The 25,550-nt window shown below is 59.9% G+C and carries 23 protein-coding genes; 9 read left to right on the top strand and 14 right to left on the bottom strand.

All coding sequences use genetic code 11. The features are described from left to right. Nucleotides 1-50 precede the first annotated feature (50 nt). Together ACD578_RS02390 and ACD578_RS02385 are read left to right on the top strand one after the other, a co-directional pair. Nucleotides 51-1,070: an aldo/keto reductase gene (locus tag ACD578_RS02390; RefSeq protein WP_404290537.1), complete on the top strand. Its 1,020-nt coding sequence runs from the start codon at nt 51-53 to the stop codon at nt 1,068-1,070. A 172-nt stretch (nt 1,071-1,242) separates the two neighbouring features. After that, complete coding sequence (locus ACD578_RS02385) at nt 1,243-1,680, top strand: DoxX family protein (RefSeq protein WP_404290535.1); 438 nt, start codon at nt 1,243-1,245, stop codon at nt 1,678-1,680. A 117-nt stretch (nt 1,681-1,797) separates the two neighbouring features. On the opposite strand, the gene ACD578_RS02380 is transcribed toward ACD578_RS02385, so the two are convergent. After that, nucleotides 1,798-2,685, bottom strand: coding sequence for a LysR substrate-binding domain-containing protein (locus ACD578_RS02380; protein ID WP_404290533.1), 888 nt, complete (start codon nt 2,683-2,685; stop codon nt 1,798-1,800). Nucleotides 2,686-3,012: 327 nt separating this feature from the next. Then, entirely contained in the window at nt 3,013-3,981 is a 969-nt protein-coding gene (locus ACD578_RS02375) for a crotonase/enoyl-CoA hydratase family protein (RefSeq protein WP_404290531.1), read from the bottom strand. Nucleotides 3,982-4,528: 547 nt separating this feature from the next. Here ACD578_RS02375 and ACD578_RS02370 point away from each other — a divergent pair. From ACD578_RS02370 to ACD578_RS02360, 3 genes are all read left to right on the top strand, one after another. Next, nucleotides 4,529-6,700 (top strand): putative bifunctional diguanylate cyclase/phosphodiesterase, encoded by a 2,172-nt coding sequence (locus ACD578_RS02370; RefSeq protein WP_404290529.1) that lies wholly within the window; start codon nt 4,529-4,531, stop codon nt 6,698-6,700. Further along, entirely contained in the window at nt 6,646-9,174 is a 2,529-nt protein-coding gene (locus tag ACD578_RS02365; protein ID WP_404290527.1) for an ATP-binding protein, read from the top strand. Before ACD578_RS02370 ends, ACD578_RS02365 begins: the two co-directional genes overlap by 55 nt. Before the next feature lie 550 nt (nt 9,175-9,724). Continuing rightward, on the top strand, nt 9,725-10,168 hold the full coding sequence (locus ACD578_RS02360) for a hypothetical protein (RefSeq protein ID WP_404290525.1): 444 nt from the start codon (nt 9,725-9,727) through the stop codon (nt 10,166-10,168). Nucleotides 10,169-10,214: 46 nt separating this feature from the next. Here ACD578_RS02360 and ACD578_RS02355 read toward each other — a convergent pair whose 3' ends face one another. Then, on the bottom strand, nt 10,215-11,393 hold the full coding sequence (locus tag ACD578_RS02355) for an iron-containing alcohol dehydrogenase (RefSeq protein WP_404290523.1): 1,179 nt from the start codon (nt 11,391-11,393) through the stop codon (nt 10,215-10,217). Between the two features lie 361 nt (nt 11,394-11,754). On the opposite strand from ACD578_RS02355, the gene ACD578_RS02350 reads away from it, so the two are divergent. Both ACD578_RS02350 and ACD578_RS02345 read left to right on the top strand, forming a co-directional pair. Next, nucleotides 11,755-12,504, top strand: coding sequence for an SDR family NAD(P)-dependent oxidoreductase (locus ACD578_RS02350; protein WP_404290521.1), 750 nt, complete (start codon nt 11,755-11,757; stop codon nt 12,502-12,504). Nucleotides 12,505-12,533: 29 nt separating this feature from the next. Then, complete coding sequence (locus ACD578_RS02345; protein ID WP_404290519.1) at nt 12,534-13,079, top strand: 2,4'-dihydroxyacetophenone dioxygenase family protein; 546 nt, start codon at nt 12,534-12,536, stop codon at nt 13,077-13,079. A 42-nt stretch (nt 13,080-13,121) separates the two neighbouring features. Here ACD578_RS02345 and ACD578_RS02340 read toward each other — a convergent pair whose 3' ends face one another. From ACD578_RS02340 to ACD578_RS02290, 11 genes are all read right to left on the bottom strand, one after another. Next, nucleotides 13,122-14,612 (bottom strand): tripartite tricarboxylate transporter permease, encoded by a 1,491-nt coding sequence (locus tag ACD578_RS02340; RefSeq protein WP_404290517.1) that lies wholly within the window; start codon nt 14,610-14,612, stop codon nt 13,122-13,124. Nucleotides 14,613-14,625: 13 nt separating this feature from the next. After that, entirely contained in the window at nt 14,626-15,084 is a 459-nt protein-coding gene (locus tag ACD578_RS02335) for a tripartite tricarboxylate transporter TctB family protein (protein ID WP_404290515.1), read from the bottom strand. 14 nt (nt 15,085-15,098) lie between these two features. Beyond that, nucleotides 15,099-16,073, bottom strand: a complete 975-nt coding sequence (locus ACD578_RS02330) for a Bug family tripartite tricarboxylate transporter substrate binding protein (protein ID WP_404290513.1) — start codon at nt 16,071-16,073, stop codon at nt 15,099-15,101. Nucleotides 16,074-16,216: 143 nt separating this feature from the next. Beyond that, entirely contained in the window at nt 16,217-16,336 is a 120-nt protein-coding gene (locus ACD578_RS02325; RefSeq protein WP_404290511.1) for a DUF2938 family protein, read from the bottom strand. Between the two features lie 254 nt (nt 16,337-16,590). Further along, a complete protein-coding gene (locus tag ACD578_RS02320; RefSeq protein WP_404290509.1) occupies nt 16,591-17,379 on the bottom strand; it encodes an SDR family NAD(P)-dependent oxidoreductase in 789 nt (262 codons plus the stop codon). 63 nt (nt 17,380-17,442) lie between these two features. Continuing rightward, on the bottom strand, nt 17,443-18,762 hold the full coding sequence (locus tag ACD578_RS02315; RefSeq protein WP_404290507.1) for a TRAP transporter large permease: 1,320 nt from the start codon (nt 18,760-18,762) through the stop codon (nt 17,443-17,445). Then, nucleotides 18,762-19,316 carry a TRAP transporter small permease gene (locus ACD578_RS02310; protein ID WP_404290505.1) on the bottom strand — a complete coding sequence of 185 codons (555 nt, stop codon included), beginning with the start codon at nt 19,314-19,316 and terminating at the stop codon, nt 18,762-18,764. The genes ACD578_RS02315 and ACD578_RS02310 overlap by 1 nt, the downstream gene beginning before the upstream one ends. A 67-nt stretch (nt 19,317-19,383) precedes the next feature. Next, nucleotides 19,384-20,373, bottom strand: coding sequence for a TRAP transporter substrate-binding protein (locus ACD578_RS02305; RefSeq protein WP_404290503.1), 990 nt, complete (start codon nt 20,371-20,373; stop codon nt 19,384-19,386). A gap of 268 nt (nt 20,374-20,641) precedes the next feature. Continuing rightward, nucleotides 20,642-21,595, bottom strand: a complete 954-nt coding sequence (locus tag ACD578_RS02300; RefSeq protein ID WP_404290501.1) for an NAD(P)-dependent oxidoreductase — start codon at nt 21,593-21,595, stop codon at nt 20,642-20,644. A gap of 40 nt (nt 21,596-21,635) precedes the next feature. After that, nucleotides 21,636-22,412: an SDR family oxidoreductase gene (locus tag ACD578_RS02295; RefSeq protein WP_404290499.1), complete on the bottom strand. Its 777-nt coding sequence runs from the start codon at nt 22,410-22,412 to the stop codon at nt 21,636-21,638. Nucleotides 22,413-22,494: 82 nt separating this feature from the next. After that, nucleotides 22,495-23,220 (bottom strand): GntR family transcriptional regulator, encoded by a 726-nt coding sequence (locus ACD578_RS02290; RefSeq protein WP_404290497.1) that lies wholly within the window; start codon nt 23,218-23,220, stop codon nt 22,495-22,497. 73 nt (nt 23,221-23,293) lie between these two features. Between ACD578_RS02290 and ACD578_RS02285 the strand changes: the two genes are divergently transcribed. Both ACD578_RS02285 and ACD578_RS02280 read left to right on the top strand, forming a co-directional pair. Further along, nucleotides 23,294-24,544 carry an ABC transporter substrate-binding protein gene (locus ACD578_RS02285; protein WP_404290495.1) on the top strand — a complete coding sequence of 417 codons (1,251 nt, stop codon included), beginning with the start codon at nt 23,294-23,296 and terminating at the stop codon, nt 24,542-24,544. A 130-nt stretch (nt 24,545-24,674) separates the two neighbouring features. Continuing rightward, the gene (locus tag ACD578_RS02280; protein WP_404290493.1) at nt 24,675-25,550 is read left to right on the top strand and encodes a branched-chain amino acid ABC transporter permease; all 876 of its coding nucleotides are present in this window, start codon (nt 24,675-24,677) and stop codon (nt 25,548-25,550) included.

Below are 25,550 nucleotides of genomic sequence, written 5' to 3'. Positions count from 1 at the left end.
TGCCGGACGAGCACCCTATCTTCCGACCACCACCGATTATGGAGCTTCAGATGGATTACCGAAATTTGGGCCGCTCCGGCCTCAAGGTCTCACCGATCTGCCTTGGCACGATGATGTTCGGTGGCCCGACGGACGAAGCTCTCTCCGCACGCATCATGGCAAAGGCGCACGAAGCGGGTGTGAACTTCATCGACACGGCCGATGTCTACAACGAAGGCCGGTCCGAAGAGATCACCGGACGTGCGGTCAACTCACATCGCTCCCATTGGGTGCTCGCCACGAAGGTGGCCAATCCGACCGGACAAGGTCCCAACGAGCGCGGTCTCTCGCGTCGGCGCATCGTGGAGGCCGCGGAGGCGAGCCTGCGGCGCCTCTGCACGGAGTGGATCGACATCTACTACGTCCACAAGGAGGATCATGCGACGCCGCTGCCGGAGACGGTGCGCGCCATGGGAGATCTCGTGCGCCAGGGCAAGATCCGGTATTTCGGCGTCTCGAACCATCGGGCCTGGCGCGTGGCCGAGATCTGCCGCCTCTGCGACGATCTCGGCATCGATCGCCCCGTGGTGAGCCAGCCCTATTACAACGCCATGAACCGGATGCCGGAGGTCGAGCATCTGCCGGCCTGCGATTACTATGGCCTCGGCGTTGTGCCCTACTCTCCGCTCGCACGCGGCGTCCTCACGGGCAAGTACAGCCCCGACGCTCCACCGCCGGAGGCGAGCCGCGCCGGCCGGCAGGACAGCCGGATGATGCAAACCGAATGGCGTCCGGAATCCCTCCAGATCGCACAGGATATCAAGCGCCATGCCGAGGCTCGTGGAATCACCGCAGGCCAGTTCGCGGTGGGATGGGTTCTGAACAATCGCTTCGTCACGTCCGTGATCGCCGGTCCGCGTACGGAGGAACAGTGGGACGATTACCTGAAGGCCCTCGACTATCGCTTCACGGCCGAGGACGAAGCCCTCGTCGACAGCCTCGTCGCAACCGGGCATCCCTCCACGCCCGGATACAACGATCCCGCCTATCCGGTAGAAGGGCGGTCTCCACGGACATCTTCATCCGACTAGAGCATCGTTCAGTGCGGGTCGTACGCGAAGGATCGGAGTATACGTGGCTAGCTCGCGACCGAACGGTTTTTGCATTTATGCAAGAAAATCACTGCAGATCGCTCCATTGCATTGCACTATGGAAAAGATCAGGTTCTTGGCACACGGACCGTTCGGGTCCTGGAGAAAAACCATGATCGATACCCGCCTTGCTCCCTATGGTGCTTTCGCCCTGCGTGTGGCTCTTGGCGTCATGTTCATCGCCCATGCCTATCTGAAGATCGCCGTCTTCACGGTTCCAGGCTTTGCCGACTTCCTCGCGCAGGTCGGCTTCCCGGCCACTCTGGCATGGCCGATCATCCTGGCCGAGCTGTTCGGCGGTCTTGCCATTCTGCTGGGCGTCTACGGTCGCGCAGTGTCCCTCGCACTTCTGCCGGTTCTCCTGGGCGCTGTGCTCGTGCACGCTCCCAACGGATGGGTGTTCAATGCCCCCAATGGCGGCTGGGAATATCCCGCCTTTCTGGCACTCGCCGCCGTTGCACATGTCCTGATCGGCGACGGTGCATTCGCGGTGAAGCCCGTGAGCCTCGGCCTCGGCTACGCAACTCCGCTTCGCCCCCGAATCGGGTAACTTTTCGACAAAAATCATGAGCGGTCGTGCGCATTCCGCGCGGCCGTTCTTCCGTTCAACGAATGAGCGGCTTCAGGCGAACGAGTCCTTAACTCAGCGCGGCATCGTCACGCGCCATCATTGCTCCATGCCGGCCAGCTCGGCTTTCAGCCAATCGTGGAAGGCCGCTACCGCCCGCGTCCGCGGCCGGGTTCGGGACGTGACGAACCAATAGGCGATGCCAGTGGAATAGCGGTCCGGAAAGGGAGCCGACAGACGCCCGAGGGACATGGCATCTCCCGCCAGCGTTTCCCACGCCAGAAACACGCCCTGCCCTGCAATGGCGGCGTCCAGACAGAGCGAGGCGTCCGAGAAGACTGGCCCATCGCCAAGGATCGTCTCGTCGAGACCGTTCGGGCCGAGCCAAGCGTTCCAGCCGAACATGGGCGTCGGCTCGCGGATGATGGGAACGGTGGCAAGATCGGCGGGCTTTCGCAGGCGCTCGGCGAGCGGCGGACTGCAGACGGGGAAGATCAGCTGATCGATCAGCTTCTCCGATTTTACATGGGGCCAGTTGCCCCAGCCGACCCGGATGCACACGTCCACATCGGATGTATCCGGATCAACGAGCGCCACATCCGCATCGATGCGGATGCGAATATCGGGATACTGCTCGTGAAACCGCTGGAGGCGCCACACCAGCCACTTGCCTGCGAAGACAGGCGCAACGGACACCGTCAGGACATCCTCGCGGCGGCGTTCGGCGAGGGCAAGCCCGGCCGAGATCTCCGCAAATCCAGCGCTCAGATATTTCAGGATGTCCTGTCCGAACGGCGTTGGCTTCAGGCCTTTCGGCAGTCGCTCGAACAAGCGCTGCCCGAATTGCTCCTCGGCTTTCAGGATCTGCTGGCTGACGGCGCCTACGGTGACGCCGAGTTCGTCGGCAGAGGCCCGCAGGCTGCCCAACCGCCCCGCTGCCTCGACGGCGCGCAGACCCGTGAGATGGAAGCGGCTCAAGTTTCGCATATAGTTTTTCTATAACCCCATGCAGATAAAAGCCATCCCGCCAACAGAAGGAAAGAGGCATCATGCAGGGATGGCAAACCTTTTCGCTCTCGCAAAGCAGCTTCTCAGCGGCTGTTACCTGCACAAGGACGTAGACGATTGCCCTGATGATCCTCTGTCCCATCCGGCTCTAAGGCGCATGACTCTTGAGCAATTGGCGGATCTGCCGTTCGACCGAAACCCTCCATCAGCAGAATGCACATCCACTCCACCAGCGAGTTTAATCGCGTCTTCCCACAAGTCAGCTCTTGGCGGCTAGCGCGAAAAGGAAGATCAGGGCAGGCCCCATCAATCCTCCTTGTCGAGACGGCGGCCCTGAGCTTCCACAAGGCGTGTCATCTTGCGAAGATCCTGCTCTTCCAATTCCATGGCTGCGTCCAGCCAGATATCGACGATGTCCCGCAATTCCTCATATGTCAGTGGATTGATGCGCCGTCTGGAACGGTAGATTGCCTTATGGGCATTATGCTTGCGCCTGTTGCGGGCAATATAGTCCCTAACCGCGTTTTCACCCTGACCGTCGTCCGCGAGGATGTCGACGACACCGAGCCGATGCAGTTCCTCAGCCGTGTAGACCGTGCCGCTCATGATGAGTTTCTCGGCTGCTGCTGTGCCGATCTTGCGGGACAGGAAGCTGTATGCCCCCATTCCCGGGAACAGATTGAACAGGACCTCCGGCAGACCCATCTTCGCGCTTCTTTCCGCGACAAGGACATCAAAGGAGAGCGCGCATTCGAAGCCGCCGCCGAGCGCATCACCTTGGACCAACGCGATCGTTATCAGGGGCGTATGAAATGCCATGGCATTCCCATAGACCACGTCAATGCACGCATAGGCGTATTCCCGCAGGCCCTCGCGATCCTTGCGGCGGATGCAATCCGCGAAATAAGCTAAGTTCCCGCCGAAATTGTAAACGCCGGGTGTCTGGGATGCCGCAACAAAGTACTCGAGGTGCTGATGCTGCTCGCGGTTGCCCTCCTCGATGATGACACGGACAGATTCCTGTACGCACATCATGTCCTGCAGCAGCTCCATCGTGATCATCGGGTGCCGGCTCGAACGCATGGCAGCCCAATAAGTCCTTCGCTCGAAGTCGATATTAACATCGATATGGGGCAGGAGAAGGTTCGTGGTGCGGCCCGCTGACAACCCGGGAACCGGCTTATGCGACGGGCTTGGAGGCGAAGCTACTTCGTAATCGACAGTTTTAGCCGCGTCACGGGCATGGCCAGTGACTTTGGCCGAGGGGGCCGGCATCAATATTCTCCATCATAGAGAAATTCGGACACGACGAGCTTCATCTCGCCGATCTTGAGTACGCCGTCGGTCCGACAGGCGTCCTTTCCTATGGATAATGATCGATTAACGACAGCCTGTGTAGCCGCCTGCTCCGTTTGGTAAGTATCTTGGTTAATTGTCGGGGCCCTATCGGCGCTTGCCACCTCAGGAACAAGATCGATCAGTGTCGCTCTGCGGTCGTCATGCTGCGGCAATAAGCCTGGATTAACCAATACCTGAAGAATTCAGTATCCGCCGACACATGCCTAAACGTTATTGTGGTATAAATTACTCGTTCCGTGTGAGCTCAGCCTAGTTTAGTCAGAGAAATGACGATCAACTGCACCTTTGCATCACTAATGGGCGAGCCTGCCGACCTCTGCGGAGGACCTAAACCATGTTAGAGCGAGTACAGACCCCATGGCCGACCGAATGACCATCATCAAACAGATCGTCTCTTGAGACGGTAGCAAAGCAGACTCGGAGACAGACCTATCTCATTGGCCAGGATGCCGGGGGGCAGTACATGGCGCGCATTCTGATCGTTGATGACAGAAGCACGAACCGCAACATCTTCTCTCGGCTGGCGCGGGCTATCGAGGAAGGGGCGGAGGTACACGCCTCTGCGTCCCCTAACGAGGCCCTCGACTGGCTTGCGGGCAACTGTCCCGACCTGATCATCACCGACTTTCGAATGCCTGGCATGGACGGAGCTGAGTTCACGAGGCATGCCAGAAACAGCGTCAATGGAGCCGATGTTCCAATCATCGTCATAACAGCCTATGATGACAGGGCTTTCCGGCTCCAGGCTCTCGAGGCAGGCGCTACGGACTTTCTCAGATCGCCAGTGGATCATTATGAATTCACGACCCGCGCGCGCAATCTTCTCAAGCTGCAAAGGCAACAGCAGTTCATTAAAAGTCGCGCATTGGCCCTCGAGCAGCAACTCCGTATCAGCGAGCGCTCTCAAGAAGAACTGGTCCGCAGCAGCCGAGAGGCACTAACGCAGGTCATCGACAGCGTTCCAGCAATGATCAGCGCAACCGACGAAGACAACCGCATCCTCTTCGTCAACGCTTATTTTGCCGAATTCGCCAGCATCTCGCCCGAATCCCTCCTGGGGAGGCACTTGCACTCCGTCCTTCGGAGCGACAATGCGGAATATGGCGAACACGTTCATAAAGCCATCCTGGGAAAGCAACGAGCGTCTTCCAGCTTCGAGGAACGTATCTCCGACAGCACGGGCTCGGAGCGTGCATTCCTGACGACCAAAACGTCACTGCGTGAGCTTACAGGTGGTGTGACGGGCGTCCTCACCACGTCGATCGACATTACCGAGAGGAAACAAGCAGAGAATACCCTCCGGCATATCGGACTACATGACACTCTTACCGATTTGCCTAACCGCAGGATGCTCTACGAGCGAGTTCAACAGGAGATCGACAGTGAGCGAGGCCAGTTCGCGTTACTCCTGATCGACCTCGACCGGTTCAAGTCAGTCAATGATGCCCTTGGTCATGCGGGCGGCGACCGCATCCTTCAGCAGGTGACAGGTCGCCTCATCGGTTGTGTGCCAAGCACCAATCTCGTCGCAAGGATGTCCGGCGACGAGTTTGTCGTACTCCAGACGAATATCGATGCGGGACACGATGCAGAGGAGCTCGCGCGGCAAATCATAGACAGCCTATCAGCTCCTTTTCTACTGGACGGAAATGAGCTGAGGCTCGGTTGCACCATCGGGATTGCATTATCTCCGGGCGACGGACGAGATGTGGAGAAACTCCTTCGATACGCCGATTTGGCAATGTATCAAGCCAAGGCCGAAGGGAGGAATACTGCCCGCTTCTACTCCCAGGAGATGGAAAGTGTCACCTTGAACACCATCAGTCTGGAAGCGGACCTTCTGAAGGCTATCTCGCAGGAGCAGTTCGTTCTACACTATCAGCCTCAGGTCGATTTGAAGACAGGAGCGATCGTGGGAGCGGAGGCCCTTTTACGTTGGGTCAGACCTGACTTTGGCATCACGTCACCCCATGTCTTCATCGACATTGCCGAGGAGACGGGCCTGATCAACGAGATCGGCGCCTGGGTTCTTGGAAAAGCCTGCACCCAGGCTGCTGCCTGGCACGACCTCGGGTATGCTCCCCTGCGGGTCGCGGTGAACTTGTCGCCAGTGCAATTCTTGCGCCAAGACGTCGTCCAGCTCGTTGCGGAGACCTTGGAGGCAACCGGTCTCAGGCCGGAATATCTTGAGCTTGAGCTCACCGAAGGCAGCCTTCTCAAGGACGTTGAAAGAACCAAGCTGATTCTGAACGAACTCAAGAACCTAGGAGTGAAGATAGCAATCGACGATTTCGGCGTTGGCTACTCCTCGCTCAGCTATCTCAAGAACTTTGCCGTCGACACGTTGAAAATTGACCGGTCGTTCGTTTCCAACCTCTCTGATGGGACCCGTGACGAAGCCATTGTCAGAGCGATCATTTCGATGGCAGAGAGCCTCGAACTGAAAGTCGTAGCGGAGGGCGTCGAAACGCAATCGCAGCTTGCGTGCCTGCTCAACCACCCCTGCGATGAGGCACAAGGCTATTTGTTCAGCCGGCCAGTGCCTTCGGAGATATTCGACGGGCTGCTCAAGGAACGTCCATGTTTTCCGCTCCCGAGTCAGGACATTCCTCTCAGGAAAGCGCGCACCCGGTGATTGCCAACCTCTTGGCCCGGTTTAGAAGCAGTCCTGATCGTGAACATGAGATGAGTTTCAATCGACTCATCTTTTTGAGCTTGATCGCCGCTTATACCTTCTGGATCAATCCTTCCGTACCGCGGGAGGCCTTGATCAGCGCGACCGTGTTTGCGTTCATCTCTGCCGGTATCGTCGTCCATATCCTGGTCCGCCCCCACCAATCAACCATTCGACGCATCATCGCCATTGTCTGCGATCTAACGACCCTGTCGTTCCAGTTGCGCTATGTCGGGGAAACCTCTTCGGTCCTTTTTCTGCTGTACCTATGGATCACCTTCGGGAACGGATTCCGCTTTGGGGTCCGCTTCCTGTATATTGCCATGGCAGTATCTGCAGTTTGCTTCAGCGCCGTCATTTACACGACGCCACGATGGCACGATGACATCTACCTGTCGGCAACACTATTGCTAAGCCTCATCGTTCTTCCGCTTTATGCGAGCACGCTGATCCGCAAGCTCTCCAACGCGAAGGCGCAAGCCGAGGCCGCCTATCGCGCGAAGACGCTTTTCCTCGCCAGCGTCAGCCATGAACTCCGAACTCCGCTCAATGCGATCATCGGCCTCTCCAGCCTGATAGCTGGGACGAAACTTGACGCCGAGCAGCGTGGGATCATTCGCACGATCGGCTCGGCGGGCGATACTTTGCTCCGGCAGATCAACAGCATCCTGAACCTGTCCCGCATTGAGGCGGGCCAGATGCCCTTGGAGAAGGTCGACTTCGACTTGTTGGAGGTCCTATCCACCGCTCGGGCGATGATGCTCCCTCAAGCTCAGCAGAGAGGTCTTCGCCTGACGATCCACGTGGCGCCCGGGACACCTTCATACGTTCATGGCTCGCGGCACCACCTTGAGGAGATCCTCCTCAATCTTCTCGGCAATGCAGTGAAGTTCACTGATAGCGGGTATATCACACTCGACACCCGGCCGTTGAATACGGACAAGGGGTCGTTCATCCGCTTTGCCGTATCCGATACTGGCATCGGCATTGCTCCTCGTGCGATCGGCAGAATTTTCGAGAGCTTCACCCAGGCAGACGAAACCATCATCAACCGTTATGGCGGAACCGGCTTGGGGCTCTCCATTTGCAGACAGCTGATCACCGCCATGGGAGGCACGATCGGCGTCGACAGCGAGGAAGGCCACGGCAGCTCGTTCTGGGTTACCCTTCCGGTCGGCATCCCTGACCAGAAGAATCCAGCCCAGCCATTGCTGAACGGGTTTCGGCCTCTTCTGATTTGTTCGAGCATGGATCTCGCGAGCAGCATCGCATCTCGACTTGGCCGCCCAGACCAAGTCCTTGTCGCGAGGACGCCGGCAGAGGCAAGAGACTATGCAAAACAGCATAGTGCCGCAGAATGGCTGATTTTCTACTACAGCGACTTGCCTGAGGAGCTCCTTGCGGACGAGATCGAGCAGGCGGATCTGACGGCAAATCCGGTACTGATACGTTCAGATCTATCAAAGATCGCCTCAAGCACGAGGCTGATGCGTTTATCTAGCAGCCTGCTCCCGCTCGACTTTACCGGGGAGGACGCAAGAGTCGCGTCCATTGCAGCGGCAATGCAGACGTCATCGGCCCAATCGATCTGGCGCGGGCCCAGCGACATCGAGCTTCCCACAGCATCCAGGCGCCTCTCGATCCTTGTTGCAGATGACAATTCGACGAACCGTTTGGTGATCACGAAGATCCTGGAACGCGGTGGACATTCCACGCGATGCGTCGCTAACGGAGAGGATGCGCTCGACGCACTGGCGACGGAGAGCTTCGATCTCGTCATCATTGACATCAACATGCCTGTCATGACTGGATTGGAGGCAACGAAGATCTTTCGGTTCACAGAACCATCGGGCGTCCGCATGCCCATTTTTGCGCTGACGGCCGACGCGACACCCGAGATTGCTGCTCGAACTCTTGAGGCGGGTATGGATGCATGCCTGACAAAACCCATTCAGCCGGCGGTGCTCCTCAGACTGATCGAAGAGCGAGTCGGTTCCCAAACGGATGCCGTACCATTAGCGATCGATGAAGCTCTCGTCACGCCCTCGACAGTCCAAACTACCTTGGTCGACGAACCAGTTCTTGTGGAATTGGAACAGCTGGGCGGGCGCGATTTCGTTTTGAGCCTTGTGGACGAGTTCTTCTTGGATGCCAATCAACTCATCGACGAGTTGCGCTCTGCTGCGGCCTCGGGAGACTCCCACAGATTTCGTCTCGAAGCCCATGGGTTGCAGAGCGCATCAGCCAACGTTGGGGCGAGGACGGTGCATGAGATCTGTGTCGGCTGGCGAAAGATTACGAGCGCCGACCTCCTGTGCAACGGGTCGGAACAGGTCGAGCACCTGGCACTGGAGCTCGAACGCACTCACACTACGCTGAAGCAGTATCTGACCGTGGGATCTCGTCCCACAAAGACGCTCGGTTTCGTGCAATAGCGTTTCGGTCACCCGGCCGGTTCTGTAAGCGAGCGCCAGCGATGGTTACCGCGATCTGGCCGTTGCCATCGAAGAATCTTGACGCTTGCTCCCGAAACTCGAGCGCCACCGGCCATAGCATTCAGCTGAAGGCCGCCTGCTCCACCGACAATCGCAGTTACCCGCTCATCTACCCAAGGGACTCGACGCCCGACGTCCGCGGAGGGCGCGTCTGAAATCAGCAGAAAAGCCTTTAACGCCAATTCTTTAACATGGAATGGCTGGGGCGTCGGTTTCTGAGCTAAGGAATTCCTATCAGCTAAGTCATTGAAACCGCGTGCCTTCCCGCGGCACGGGATGAGCGTGTGAAGCACTTGTGTGTGACACCCCGCAAAGCCGATGCTGCGCGGCTCGTCCGGTTCGATAGAACCTCATGTTTCCAGGTCTGAGGGGTGGGTTGATCTCGGCCGATTCGGACCAACCGCGTTTGAGTCAGGGTGACCATAAAACGGCCGCGGATGTCGGTGATGGCGTTGCGCCTCATATCCAGCCCGACAGGGAGGCAGAGACTTTGAGCGCCGGCTTCATCACCACCGCGATTATCTTGATCGTCGGTTATGTCATCCTCTCCAAGGTCATTGGCCTTGCCTTTCGCCTCGTCGTCCCCGTGGTCCTGATCCTGGTTCTAGGGGGTGCCGGCGCCCTCTCAGGCCTCCTGCCGGATCGCGCACCGGATCGTTATCCGGAAGATCAATCGATGCCGTATACCCGAGCACAGGAGCATCCTGGCAACATTGGCGACCTCCGCCTGCGCGACCTAGCCGATTTGGCGGTGGGTGCCGCCCGATCTGTCCTACAGGGGATGTTGGCCCTCCTCGATGGTCCCGCCGGGCATGGGGCCAAGCCGGAACCGCGCTGGGTCGACCAGCGGCAGCCCCGGCATGGCGAGGTCGATGAGGCGCCGTCCGACTTCGACGATGTCCCGCACCACGGGGGAGGACGGCGGGGCTGGTAGGCGTCTTCCGATAGGCCTCCTCTTCGACCAAACCTTTCCCGGACGGCTAGAAAGGTGCGGTGGATGGATCAGGCCCCGGTTGGACCGGGGTCCCTGCATAGGCCGCCTCGAGGATCGCCTGGTAATCCGCCTCGCTGGCCGGACGAGGATTGGTCGCGGAGGAGTGATCCTCAGTCGCGCTCTTTGCGATCAGGGCAAAGCTGTCTCGCGGCACCCCCATCTCAGCCAGAGTTGCCGGCATGCCAAGCCGCGAGTTGAGACTGCGGACATAATCCGCCAGATCCACGCCGTCGTTGAGGCCCAACCGATGGCGGATCGTAGCGTATTTTGCCTCGGCATGGCTCCTGTTGAACTCAAGCACGTAGGGCAGCAGCACCGCATTGAGGGTGCCATGATGCAGCGACACCCGCTTCAGACCTCCGAGAGGATGCGAGAGGGCATGGACGGCACCCAGGCCCTTCTGAAAGGTCAGGCCTCCCTCGAGCGCGGCCATCATCATCTCGTGCCGGGCCGTGCGATCCGCCCCCTGGGCCACCGCCCGCTCGATATTGCCGATGGCACGAACCAGACCGTCGAGCGCGATGGCCTCTGCCGGTGGGTTGAAGCGCGGGCTGAGGAAGGTCTCGATGCAATGGGTGATCGCGTCCATTCCGGTCGCCGCCGTCAGGGCCGGGGGCAGCCCGAGCGTGAGATCGGGATCGCAGATGGCGCGCTTCGGGATGAGATGGGGAGAGATAAATCCGAGCTTTCGGCCATTCTCCAAGGTGATCAGGGCCGCCCGGCCGACCTCGCTGCCTGTCCCGGCAGTGGTTGGGATGGCCATGAGCGGGGCCACGGCCGCGGAGATCTTAGGAATTCCGCCCAGGATCGCCGCATACTGCTCCAAGGGTCCATCGTGGGTCGACAGAAGCGCCACACCCTTGGCCAGATCAATCGGGGAGCCGCCCCCGATGGCAATCAGGCCATCGCAGCCATGGGAACGGTAGAGATCCAGCGCGGCCATCACTGCGCCCTCCGTGGGGTTCGTGGGCGTATCGGCGAAGACCGGAATATGCTGCCCTGCAGAGAGAACACCTATCAGGCGATCGACCAAGCCGACGCGCGCGATTCCCGCATCGGTAACGATGAGGGGCGTCCTTATTCCAAGCTCCCGCATATCACTGCCGACGTCCGACAGGGCGCCAGCCTGGAACCGAACAGTGGTCAAATAGGAGATCAAAGACATCCCTGCTCCTCCGTCCCGGTTGCGTTGGGTGCGTCCGCAGGCAACATTCTGCCGCAGCGCCCCTGCTTCAGGTCCAGCATCACGCGAAAGCGCCTACCAGATCAATCCTCTTTGGCTCGAGGCGACATTTCACGTGGAGCTACTTGAATCCCTCCCTCGCGATGTCCCAGCATCGGCGTTAGCTTGCACCTGTATCTGCTGGCCGAACGCCGCGACCGATCCGGCAATTCTCCATGTGAGCTGCCTGAAGTCCTCGGCAGCGGCCGAGGTCCCTGGTAGAGTTTGCTTGGCTACACCCATTCAAGCACTATGTTTCGAATCCTGCCGAGCATCCGATCAACACCCCGGAGAGAACAGCGGAATGCCGATCACCGATGCTTTTGCTCCTCATCTATTCAACGGCCAAACCGCTTTGATCACGGGCGGCACAAGCGGAATCGGGCTTGCCTGCGCCAAGGCCTTCCGAGACCTGGGTGCCAACGTCACGGCGACGGGAGCGAGTGAGGCCGAGCGGATGCGGGCGGCAGGCGACGAGACCAATGCAGGGATCTCGTTTGCGGTTCTCGACGTCCGTGATGGTCCGTCGGTTGACCATCTGGTCACGCAATTCAACCGCCTGGATATCCTGGTCAACGCCGCGGGCGTAATTCGCCGTGACCTGGAACACGACCCGGACGTCTTTGCGGACGTCATCTCAGTCAACCTGACCGGCGCCATGCGGGTCTGCTCCGCCTCAAAAGCAAGGCTGATCGAAACCAAGGGCTCCGTGGTCAATGTCGCGTCCATGCTCACCTTCTTCGGCGGTCCCCGGGTTCCGGCCTACAGCGCCTCGAAAGGCGGCATCGGCCAATTGACCAAGAGCCTCGCCGCCGCATGGGCGGCCGACGGCATCCGCGTCAATGCCGTTGCGCCAGGCTGGATCGCGACGCCTCTCACGCAGGCTCTGCAGGATGACCCGGAGCGCAGCGCCCCGATCCTGTCCCGCACTCCCATGGGCCGCTGGGGCACCCCGGAGGAAGTGGCCGGCGGCGCCGTCTTCCTGGCATCGCCCGCGGCTCGGTTCGTGACGGGCGCCATCCTGGCCATCGATGGCGGCTATCTGACTATTTGACCACAACCCGCCTCAGAGGAGCAGATTGAATGTCCAGCACAGAGCCCACCTCCCCCGGCACCCGCATGAACGACAAGTGGATGCCCTACAGACATCCGCAGCCGAAGGACTCCCCGCCCGAGCTCGTGATCCCGAACGCCATCCCCACCGACGAACGGATCTGGGTTCCTGTGGAGGAGAACGTATGGTTCCGACCGCTGCTGCTTGCGGCCTCGCGCGGGTACTGGATGAACCTGCTGCGGGTGCGAAAGTCGGGCGTGCTCTCACGCCATCGCCATCCCCAACCGGTGCATGCCTTCGTGCTGAAGGGAGAATGGCGGTACCTGGAGCATGACTGGATTGCCACCGAGGGCTCCTATGCCTACGAGGCCCCCGGCGAGACGCATACGCTGGTCGTCGATCCGCACGTCGAGGAGATGATCACTCTGTTTCAGGTGAACGGAGCCATGATCTACGTCGATCCGGATGGCAATGCGACCGGCTTCGACGACGTCTTCACGCGAATCGAGAAGTGCCGGGCGCATTATGCGAATAACGGACTCGGTGCCGACTACATCGACCAGTTCATTCGTTGACGGCAATCTGTGGAGGTTCCGATCGCCTGATCGTCAGCCCTGTCATGGCATTGCCGTCTTTCTGGAGCGCAGCACCATGAGCAGCACCGGCGCTAGCCAGATCAGCAGCGTTGCGACCCCGAGCGCACCTGAGATCGGCCGCTCGAAGAAGGCAAGATAGCTGCCGTCCGATTTGATCATGGAGGTCACGAAGTTCTCCTCAAGCATCGGGCCGAGCACGATGCCGAGGATGCAGGGAGCGACGGGAATATCGTTCTCCTCCATCAGAAAACCGAGCACGCCGAACACCAGCATCACGGCCACGCCGAAGGCGGAGTTGTTGATCGCAAAGGCTCCCACAATGCAGAACATGAGAATGCACGGCATCAGGATCTCGCGTGGAATGCGCAGAATGGTCCGGGCGCCCTTGATGGCGGCCCACCCCAAGGGCAGCATCACTAGGTTGGCCAGGATGAAGATGATGAAGACCGCATAGATGTACTCGGGATTGTTCAGAAAGATCGTCGGACCCGGGTTCATGTTCTTCAGGTAAAGCACGCCGATGACAATGGCCGTGATGCTGTCGCCAGGGATGCCGAAGACGAGCGCCGGAACCCAGGCGCCTGCAAGTGCGGCATTGTTCGAGGATGTACTCTCGATGATTCCTTCTATGTGCCCTTTTCCGAACTTCTCGGGAGTGCGGGACATTTTCTTGCTGACTGCATAACTGACCCAGGCTGCGATATCGGCGCCCGCCCCCGGCAGCGCGCCGATGATCGTGCCCAGCACATTGCCGCGCAGCTGCTGCGGCCAGTACTGCACCATCATCCGCCCCCAGCCTCGGAAGAGATTACCGATCACAGCCTGCGGCACGGTCTGGACGCTATGGGAAATGGCAAACCGAAAGACCTCGGATACGGCAAAGAGGCCAATCATCGCCGCAATGAAGTTCACGCCTCCGGTGAGTTCGGCGTTTCCGAAGGTGAAGCGGGGCACGCCGGCTGGATTGTTCAGTCCGATCGTCGAAACGAACAGGCCGATGAACAGGCTCACGAGCCCCTTCACCGGCGATCCCGTTCCGATGAACACCGCACAGGTCAAACCAAGCAATGCCATCCAAAAATACTCGAAGGAGCTGAACTGCAAGGCAACCTCGGCGAGGGCCGGGGCGGCCAGGATCAGCACGAGTGTGCCGAATAATCCTCCAATGGCCGAGAAGAGCAGGTTGGCGCCAAGCGCGATCTCCCCCTCGCCGTTGCGGGTCATCATGTAGGCTTCGTCTGTGTAGGCCGCCGACGCCGGAGTTCCCGGGATGCGCAGCAGCGTGCCGGGGATGTCGCCCGCGAAAATGGCCATGGCAGAGCAGGTCACCATGGCGCCCACCGCCGGCACAGGATCCATGAAGAAAGTTACTGGGACCAGGAGCGCGATCGCCATCGTGGCAGTCAGGCCGGGAATTGCGCCGACCACGAGCCCGAACAGGGCGGCGAGGAAGATGGTCACCAGCACCGCCGGCTGGAACACGAGGCCGAAAGCTGTCTGGATTGCGCTCATGACATTATCAGACTCAGGGCCCAAGGAGCCCAAGTGGAAGGGGGACGCGCAGCAATCCGACAAAGGTCTGCTGAATCAAGATAGTTGCGGCGATCGCCACGGCCGCGGCTATCCACCAGCGGACTCCCATCATCAGCAGAAACACCAGCAGGATAGCGATGGATGTTGGCACGAAACCGAGTGCCGGCGCAGCCAGGATATAGGCCAGGATCAAGGTGAAGATGACGACAAGTCTCACCCAGGCATGGTGGGTGCGAGCCCAATCGCTCCAGGACACGGCGCCCTGCCAGTGCCGATGGCCCGAGGCAATCAGCAGGATGCCACAGCCCGCAAGGCCCACGGCGACGAGCACCGGAAAGACGGCCGCGCCGTACTCCTGTCCTGGAATGGCCGGAAGTGTCCTCGCATAGGCGAACATCGCGATCGCGAACGCGAGGAGCACGGCTCCGATGATGGCATCGTTGATGCGCATCGAGGTCGGCCGGACTACTTCGCCAACCCGACCTTTTTCATGACAGCCCCGAGGTCCTCATCACTCTTCCTCCAGAACGCTAGGAACTCCTCGCCCGCCGCGAACTTCACGCCGAAGCCGCGCTGGCTCATGAAGTCGTTGTACTCCTTGCCCTTGTAGATCTTGTCCAAGGCATCCGTGAGCCGCTTCGTCACATCCGCCGGCATGCCTTTCGGTCCGACGATGCCACGCCATGCGCCGATGGCCCACTGGCTGCCGGTCTGCTCCGCGAGCGTGGGGACGTTCGGGAAGGTCGGATTGCGTTCAGGGTTCATGATGGCGATGCTCTTTACGCGCCCGGCATCGATAAGGGAGCGTGCCTCCGGGAGCGAGCAGGGAACGATCTCGACACCGCCTGCGACGAGATCCTGGAGTCCGGGCGCCGCCCCCTGGCTTGGCACCCAGCGGACAGTGCTGGGATCGATTTTAGCGCTATCGAGCATGCCGGCGATTGCCAGGTGCCAGATGCCACCCTGTCCTGTCCCCGACGCCTTGAACTTGCCCGGGTTTTTCTTGATATCCTCCAACAGATCGTTGACCGTCTTGTAAGGTGCGTCGGCGCGCACCTGAACGCCTGCCGGATCAAGATTCATCAAAGCGACCGGCGTGTAGTCCTTATAATCGCGCTGGGTGAGCCCCTGCCAATGCAACATGCCGATCTCGACCGTCGCCAGCCCAAGAGTGTAGCCATCCGGCGCGGCCGCCGCGATAGCTTCATGTCCCACGACACCGCTGCCTCCGGTCCTGTTGACGACATTGACAGGCTGGCCAAGCTCCTTCTCGAGCAGGGAGCCAATGATGCGGGCGGTTGCATCCGTGCCGCCGCCGGCAGCCCAGGGAACGATGATGGTGATCGGTCGCTCAGGATAGGCGGCCCACGCATACCCGGTAGCCGAGACCAGCGAAACGGCAGCAACGGCCAGTGTCTTCAGGAAACCACGACGCAGCATTCTTTCCTCCCGATGCGCCGGCTCCTCATTTTCCTGGAGCCGGTCTTTGGCTTAGGTTGAGTCACGAAAACATTATTGGCAAGTCTTACATGTTTTCCACTTCACGATTACCTGATGTCCTGTGGCATCTCCCTGCGAGAATTCTATCGGACAAGAAGCGAGCTCGCGTACACCCCGCAATCGAAGACGATATGGCCGGCAATGTTGAGCACCCTGATCTGTTTGGCGTTGGGCCGTTTCGAGGCGGCAATAGCCGCTCCCATGCCGGGCTGGAGCAGAAACCATCCGGCTCACACGGTGGTGATGCCCATGGCGAGTGCGGGAGCCAAAGTCGGCGCTGATGCCCAGTCCGGGCGCGTGAACACCAGGAGGGCGCCGGCACCTTGGAAAACCGCTGCAGGAGCAGAGCCCAGAGATCGAGCAGCGCTGTTGCGCCAACTCCAATGAGAACTGTGCGGCTGAGAAAATCGATCATCTGTTCAGGTCCACGCTTCCATCCTTTCGCGCACAGAGCGCTCTAGGGCATGTATTGGCCGCCGTTCACCTCCATCACCTGCCCCGTGACGTAGCCACTGAGCCGGTCAGAGGCGAGATAAAGAAAGGCGCCGATGCAATCCTCTGGTGTGCCGAGACGATCCATGGGGATGGTGGTCTGCATGGCAGCAAGCTGCTCTGGGGTCGAATAACGTTCGTGGAACGGTGTCATGATGACACCAGGAGAAACTGCGTTGACCCGAATGCCGTCCTTGACTAGTTCCTTGGCCCAACCCCGCGTCGCCACTGAGATAAATCCCTTGGCCGCGGCATAGATGACGGAGCCCGGTCCGCCCCCGTGGCGCGCCGCGATTGATGACACATTGATGATGGAGCCACTGCCCTGCGCCCTCATGTGCGAAACGCTCTCGCGGATGAAGCGCACGACCTGCTCGACGTTCAGTGCCAGAACGGCATCCACGTACTCGTCCGAGTAATCCTTGATCGGCGTCCGCCTGACGAGGCCGCCGGCATTGTTGACGAGAACGTCGAGCCGGCCGAAATGCTCAACGGTCTCGGCCACGACCCGCGCCGCTGCCTCGGGCTCGGTGACATCCGCTTGAACCAGGAACGCCTCCCCGCCAGCCGCCCTTACCTCTTCGGCAACCTGCCGCGCCGGATCTTCGCTGGCATTGTAATGGATCGCCACGCGCGCCTTGTTGTGACCGAACGCGACTGCGGCCGCTGCTCCGATCCCGGTGCTCGCGCCGGTGATGAGGACAACCTTTCCAGCAAGGTCGGGAATGGTGGGGTAGATTTCAGGAGCGGTCACTAAGGGAACTCCAATCACGAGTTAAGAAAGAAGAGCCCCACAGGCTTGTGCAGGGAGGGGGGCTCACTTCAGAAACTCCGGCGAGACAAGACTGGGCACGAAAAGTGCGACCTGTGGCCAGACGATGAGGAGGGCCAAGACAATGAACATCGGGACAAGCATGATCATGGTATCCCTGAGCGCCTGCCGCATCCGAATCCCGGCGACTGAGCATGCGATCATCAGGCAGAGGCCATATGGTGGCGTGACGAGTCCAAAGGCCAGCGACACTATGCCGATCATGGCGAAGTGAACTGGGTCGAGGCCAGCGGAACGCGCCAGTGGCTCCAGGATCGTTCCCACAATAATGATGGCGGGAATGGCATCGAGAAAGCATCCGACGACGAGAAATACGAATGCAATGAAGAAACCGGTTCCGATCGGCCCGAGTTCCCAGGCTGAAACACCAGACAGGATGGCCCTGGGGATCTGGTAATAGGCAAGCAACCAGCCGAATGCGCTCGCTGTGCCGACACAGAAAAGAGTTATCCCGGCGAACTTGCCCGTGTCGACGAGCGCCTCCCGGAACGCTGCAGAGTCCATTTCGCGATAGATGAAAATGGACAGGAAGCCAGCGTAAAGCACGGCAATGCAGGCGGACTCCGTTGCCGTAAACCAGCCGAAGATCTTCCCACCGATGATGATGAGCGGCGTCATCAGGGCCGGAACCGAAGCGAGTGTGGACTTGAAGAAGGTCCTCCAGCTGTCACGTGGATAGGTCGGGTAGCCCTTGAGAGTTGCATAGGCGTGGACCGTCGCCATCTGGGCGAGAGCGATCAGCAGACCGGGTATCACTCCCGCGAGGAAGAGCGCGCCGATGGAAACCGTCAACACTCCGCCCCAGACGATCATCAGGATCGACGGCGGGATGATAACCGCCAAAACCGCTGAGACGGCAGTGATCGCGACGGAGAACGAGTCATCGTAACCTTCCCGGCGCTGCGCCTCGATAAAGATCTTCGACTGGCTTGCTGCGTCCGCGGTCGAAGAGCCCGATATGCCCGCAAAGAAGAAGGAAAGCACCACGTTGATCTGCGCCAATCCTCCGGGGAAGTGCCCAACCATCGACCGGGACAGCTTCATGAGCCTCTCCGTGATGCCGCCGACATTCATCAGGTTCGCAGTGAGTAAGAAGAATGGGACGGCGAGCAGGATGAAGGAGTTGTACGCGTTGAAGGTCTCCTGCACGAGGGTCATTGCGGAAAGCCGAGGCTCGATGATCAGGATCGGCAGACAGGCCAGAGCCAATGCGAAAGCAACCGGAACGCGGAGCAACATCAATCCGAAGAAGATGCCGAACAGGACAAGTGCCGCTTGGCCGGGGGAAAGCAGAGCGCCGGTCATCAGAAGGGCCCCTCCGGAGTCGGGATAGGGTCTGCAGGCGGCAGAGTTCCCCGGTCGAGCAGCACATTCAGCTCATCCCACATCTGCTCGCCAAGAAAGATAAGCCAAGTGATACCGGTGATCGGCCAGGCAATATGGATGACCCAGAGCGGCAGTTCGGCCAGTTCGGAGATCCGGTACCATGCAAACTGCGTGAACTCGATCCCGGACCAAATGAAAACGAGCGCAACGATGAGCACGCAGATGCGGGCGATCAACCGCACGGCGGCTTCTGGGCGCGGCGACAGCCGTGGCCAGACATCAACCTCGAAATGACTGCTCTCGCGAACGCCGATCATAGCGCCTATCATAACCGTCCAGACCAGCAGGAAACGCGCCATTTCCTCTGTCCAGATGTAATGCGGGATGATCGAGGTGAAGCGTGAAAAGATCTGCAATGTGACTGGGATGACCAGTACCGCAGTGGAAATCGCCACGAGCCAGGACAAAAACAGGCTGTACCACGCGGTAATTCTACGCCACATGCTGCGCCGTTCGGACATTGGTGTTGCCATAAACTCCTCATTCCATGATAAGGATGGTCAGGGATTGCTCCCTGACCGTGTCACGAAGCGCGGCGCACTACTCGATGCCGTTGATCTCCGCCAGGATCTTGTCAGCTTCGATCTCCTTGGCATAGGTCGCCAGAACGGGATCGACGAGTTTCTTCATGGCATCACGATCCTTGAAGGTGACCTGCTTCAGCTTACCGGCTTTCTCCAGGGCATCGAGCTTTGCCGCATCCTCGCTGGACTCGATGGCCCGGCCGTGCGCGCCGGCCTCCTTGCCAGACTTGATCACGCAGGACTGCAACTCGACAGGAAGGTTGCGGAATGTCTTGCCGGAGAACGCCAGCGGCCGGATCGTGATGGCGTGCTTGGTCATCGCCAGGTTAGGCGCCACCTCGAAGAATTTCATCTGCTCAACGCCGGCAGCTTCGTTCTCGCCCGCGGCGATCACGCCGTTCTGGATCGCGTTGTAAACCTCGTTATAGGCAATGACGGTTGGCGACATGCCGACCGCAGCGAATGTGCGGCTCCAGATTGGGGCGCCCTGGACGCGGATCTTGAGGCTCTTGATCTCTTCCAGATTGGCAACCGGCTTGTTGACGAAGATATTGCGGGTGCCGCCGCCGGCATAGCCGATCAGCATGACGTCGGCACGTTTGGCGATCTCGTCCGCAATCGGCTTAAACAGGTCCCGGTCAAGAACCTTATTCCAATGAGCGAGGTCGCGAAATAGAAACGGTGCATCAATGAAGGGAGCGGCCTTCGAGAAGGTCGACATATGCGCCGGCGAGACAATCGCGAAATCGACCGCGCGTCCTTGCGACATGTATTCGAAATACTGCTTCTCCAGGCCGAGCTCGCTATTCTTGTGCAGGATGATATTGAGCGGCTTGCCGTAGCAGGACTGTACGAGTTCCCCGAACTTGGCCAACGATTTGGTGAAGGCATGGTCGTCGTTGAACTGGGACGCGCCGTGGAGCTCGATCGCCTGCTGGGCGGACACTCCTGAAGGGCCGAGAGCCAACCCGAGCCCGAGCAACCCGGTAGCGAGTATCTTCCTCATATCCGTATCCTCCCTGGTGACCCTCTGGCGGGGCCAAAGCACGATACTGTAGGCCAGCATCGTCATTTTCAATACTTATTCAGTATATTGCAAGAATCATCTCCGTTTATGCCAGCATTTGAATTCTTATCTCTCAGCAAAGTGTCACCATTGCTGCGTCTTACTTGACAACAACACTATCTCCCCTGAGTCGTCGAGCGACAGGGGTTGTTGGTGTGCAGGCCGCTCGTTTTCAGTCTCTGATAGCGTCACGTGCAGGCGTCAGTCCTCAGCCCAAGTTTTTGCTCCCGTTGAGTTGTGTCAGGACATCCGTCAGATGCGCCATGTGCTTGCCGCTGTTGCCCATTGCACTGGCGATGGTGAGCGTCTGCAGAACGGCAGGACCTATGAGTCCCGTCGCCTTCGCGTCATTCACCATCGCAATGAAGTAGGCGAGATCCTTGCGGGCGTTGCCGATGGCAAACTGCAACCGGCTGGGATCGCCCTCAAGCACGTAGGGCATGATCATCTGAAACATCGCGCTGTTCGCGCCACCGGCCGAGACTAGGTCATACAGAGCCTTCGGATTGACGCCCGTCGCGCGGGCCACCGCCACCGCCTCCGCAACGACGCTCGCATGGCTCATCGCGATAAAGTTGTTGATCAGTTTGATCTTGTGCCCTCCGCCGACCCCGCCCACGTGGAAAACGTTCTCGGCGAAGCACTTGAGGACAGGAAGGATCTCCTCGAAGAGTGCCGGGCTTGCACCCACAATAACGTTGAGACGCCCCTCCTCGGCTTCCTTCGGCGTACGGGTGAGCGGCGCATCGGCGAAACGAAAACCTCTCGCTTGATAATCGGTCGCGATCTTAATCGTCGAGATGGGATTGGCGGTGGAGGTATCGACGTGGATCAGCCCCTCGCGTGCGCCAGACATAATGCCATCCTCCCCGTAGACGATACCTTCGACGTCATTGGACGTCGGCACGCAGGTGAAGATGATCTCGGACGCTGCAGCCACCTCGCGCGGTGTATCCACCTCCGTTGCGCCACGGGCGACGAGATCATCCACCCGTTCACGACTGCGATTGGCCACGACAGTAAGCCTATGACCTTTCTCGATGAGGTTCTTGGCCATGCCATGGCCCATGAGGCCGATTCCGATGAAGCCGATACTGGCCATGTTCATCCTCCCTGTTTCGTAGCTCGCACTCAGTTCCTTAGATGAGGCCCGGCACTTCAAGGTCTAAGCCTCGGCTCCGACGGAGCAGTTGATGCAGTCGTCAGAAAAGGGTCTGGAGATCCCCGTCAACGGCAATGGCCTGCCCTGAAATTGTACGTCCGAGTGGCGAGCACAAAAAAACGATCTGATCGGCAAGCTGCTGTGCCGTTACGTATTCCTTCAAAGATGTGTTCTCGAGCGCCCGCCGCTGCATCTCCTCGAACGATACGCCGAGCTGCTGGGCCTTGGCTTCAAGCACCCGGCGCTGGCGATCGCCGGCGACGACCCCGGGCAGGATCGCGTTCACGCGGATGCCGTCCTCGCCCAATTCGCGTGAGAGCGACTTCGTAAAGCCGATCACGGCCCATTTAGCAGCGGCGTACGGGGAGCGCAGGGAGAAACCAAACCGGCCTGCGGCGGAGGACAGATTCACGATCGAGGCATTCTGGCTTTGCCTGAGGTAGGGCACTGCAAGACGTGTGCAATTAAATTGCCCGGTGATGCAGACCTCAAGGCAGCGGTCCCAGTCCTCCGGGTTGATCTCCTCAACTCGGGCGGTCGGCCCTGCGATGCCGGCATTGTTGACGAGGACATCCAGCCCGCCGAGAAGTCCCAGAGCCTCCTCGAAGATCCGAGCGACATCAGCTCGACTCGCCACATCGCCATAGGAGGAGGTCAGGTCCGGATCGGTCACGGTCGCCTCCTGGAGAGCGGTGCGATCCATGTCGCAGACATGCACGCGCGCGCCCTCACGGTAGAAGGTACGGGCAATCTCAAGCCCGATGCCAGCCGCGCCAGCCGTCACCAACACACGCAACCCGGCGATGTTGAGGTCCATCTTCGTCGTCTCCATCCCTGAAGCGGGCCCCTTGCACTCGGCGCCCGCTCGTCTTGTGATGTCCGAGAGCTGGGGCGTCGACTTACTCCAGCAGACGTCCGGTGCTCTCGATGAAGCAGGCTGCGCCTTCAATGTCGTCGATGAGCGCCTTGCGCGCGGCGGCTCCGTCACCATCCTTCACAGCAGCGACAAGACGACGGTGATGTCCGGCTGCACCGCCCGTTCGCAACCGTTCTGGCGAGGCTTTGAGGTCGAGATTCAGAATTGGCCCAATTTTCAGCCAGAGTCCCTCGATGATCCCAACCAGCGTCGGCAGGCCAGTTGCCCGGTAAACGGCGAAGTGCAGCTCCTTGTTGGCTCGGACGGCCCGATCCGCATGAGGATCGGACCTTCGAGCCTCGGTAAGAAATGCCTTTTCAAACTGCCGCATGGCGGCGAGGTCGGCCTCCACGCGGCTCCTCGCCGCCTGCTCCGCCGCAAAGCCCTCGACCGCGAGTCTCACGGTCGTCAGTTCCCGGAAGCGTGCGAGGTTCATCAGCGGGACGCGCACCGCTCGGTTCGGCAGCACCTCCAGGGATTGGTCGGCGACAAGCCGCGAGACCGCCTCCCGCACCGGCATCATCGAGACGCCGAGGGTTTCGGCCACGCTGCGTAGGGACATCTTCTGCCCGGGGGCGAGCTCACCGCTCATCAGCAGCTCACGTAGTTTGATATGGACGCGTTCGCCCAGGGTAACGCGTTCCAGCCGGCCGATCTGGGCGATGGCCGATGGAGTCCTGGTAGGGCGGGGGCTCGACAAGTTGCTCATTTTCCGACAGTCTAACTGTGATCACAGATCGCGGCAAGCAACGCGACAGCATCATGGGAGGAAGGAAACGGCCATGGCACATTCTGATGACTTGACCCGTCGTATGCTCCTGAAGGGCGCGGCCGGCGCGACTGCGCTTGCAGGCCTCGGGATGCCTGCAATCGTGAAGGCGCAATCTGACGTGATCCGGATCGGGCACCTCACGCCCATCACTGGCTTCCTGGGACCGCTCGGCGAGTTCGCCCAGATGGGCGTGAAGCTCGCTGCCGAGGAAATCAACGCCGCTGGTGGCGTCCTGGGTCGCAAGATCGAGCTCGTGATCGAGGATTCGGTGAACCCGCAGACCGCCTCCGCCAAGGCCGAACGCCTGATCGAGCGCGACAAGGTCGCGATGATCATCGGCGAAATCTCGTCTGCATCGGCCCTTGCCATCGGTCAGGTGGCCAACAGGACCAAGACGGTTTTTATCAACACCGGTGCCAATTCCGACGCCCTGCGCGGGGCGAGCTGCAATCCTTTCATGTTCCACATCGAGGCTGCGAACTCGATGATGGTCACGGCGGTCGGCACGTATCTGAAGACCGAGAACATGATCAAGGGCAAGAAGTGGTACTCCCTCACGGCGGATTATGCCTTTGGCCACGATCTCTTCCGGGTTGCTAAGAAATTCGTGACGGAGAACGGCGGCGAATTCATCGGCGAGGAGCTCGTCCCCACCGATGCCACCGACTTCAGTCCCTACCTCCTCAAGATCCGGCAGGCCCAGCCGGATATCGTCGCCTCGAATCTTGCCGGCAATCAGATCACGAACTTCATCAAGCAGTATGCCGAGTACGGTCTCCAGTTCCCGATCACCGGCTTCGGCTTCGACACGGCGGTAGCCTGGGGCGCCGGCAAGGGGAATTTCTCTGGCATCTGGCCGCTGATCTGGCACCACATGGTCGATACGCCATCGTCGAAGAAGTTCGTTGAGGCCTTCACCAAGAAATACGGCAAACCGCCTGAGAACCAATGCTGGGGCGACTATAACTCCCTCAAGATCGTCGCGCAGTCCTTCACCGAGATGAAAGCGGCCGACCCGCAAAAGCTCGCCGAGCACCTGCGGAAGGGTGCGAAATTTGACATTCTGAAGAGCCGCGAAGGCTATTTCCGGGCCTACGACAACCAGATGGTCCAGGAGATGTATGCCGTCCGGGCGAAGGATTCTGACAAGATGAAGGATCAGTGGGATATCTATGATCCGTTGGGCTCCGTCCCTGGCCCGAACGAGGACCTTGAAGCTCTGGCTCCTCCGAAGGACGGAACCTGCAAGATGCAGGCGTGACGCATCACACACCGGTTGGGCCGAACGGTTGACCGCCGTTCCGGCCCACCGGGAAGCACGGCATTCTGTATCCCCTCAGTTCCGGCTCCTCGCGGGAGGCCGCCTCCAATGACCGGAAAGGGAGTCTCGCGTGGCGTTCGTCTTTCTTCTTGAGCAGGTGCTGAATGGCCTTCTGGTGGGCGCCTACTATCTGCTGATCGCCCTCGGCCTGTCGCTGATCTTCTCCCTGGGCGGAATCGTGAATCTGTCCCACGGCGCGTTCTATGCGGTTGGCGCCTATCTTGCCGTGACGCTGACATCCAGGATTGGATTTTCCGGCGCATTCGTCGCGTCTCCTTTGCTCGTTGCGCTCTTGGGCGTCGTCATTGAGCGCCTGCTCTTTCGAAGGTTCTACCGCTCGGACCCCATTCTCAGCCTGCTTCTGACCTTTGGGCTTGCCATGATCATCGAGCAGAGCCTGCGGATAATTTTCGGGGCGGCTCCCCTGCCCTTTTCCATCCCCACGGCTCTCCGGGGGCAGGTCTTTCTCGGCAGCTTCATCTATCCGCGCTACCGTCTCATCATCTTCGGGGTGGCGCTCGCAGCTGTCATCGCGACTTGGTTCCTGGTTTATCGCACCGCCTTTGGCCGTGTGGTCCGGGCCGGAGTGCAAAACCCAGACATGGTGGGAGCGCTCGGCATCTCGCTTCAGCCGTACATGACAGCCGTCGCCGCGCTCGGCATCGGACTCGCAGGTCTCGCCGGAGTCCTGCTGGCCCCGATTTCGGGAGTGCACCCTGCTATGGGGGCGGAGATTCTGACAGCCGCGTTCGTGGTGGTGGTCATCGGTGGGCTCGGGTCGTTTTGGGGCGTGATCGCCGCCGCCGCACTCGTAGGCGTAGTGCGCGGCCTCACGATCTATTTCTTCCCACCCGCCGGCGAAGCCTCAATGTACCTGCTGATGGCTCTCGTGCTGCTTCTGCGGCCACGCGGGTTGCTCGGCGAACGCATCCAGAAATTCGAGTAG

Source organism: Microvirga sp. RSM25, from assembly GCF_044784385.1.
Taxonomy (GTDB): Bacteria; Pseudomonadota; Alphaproteobacteria; order Rhizobiales; family Beijerinckiaceae; genus Microvirga; species Microvirga tunisiensis.
This window is presented reverse-complemented; position numbering and strand designations above follow the sequence as displayed.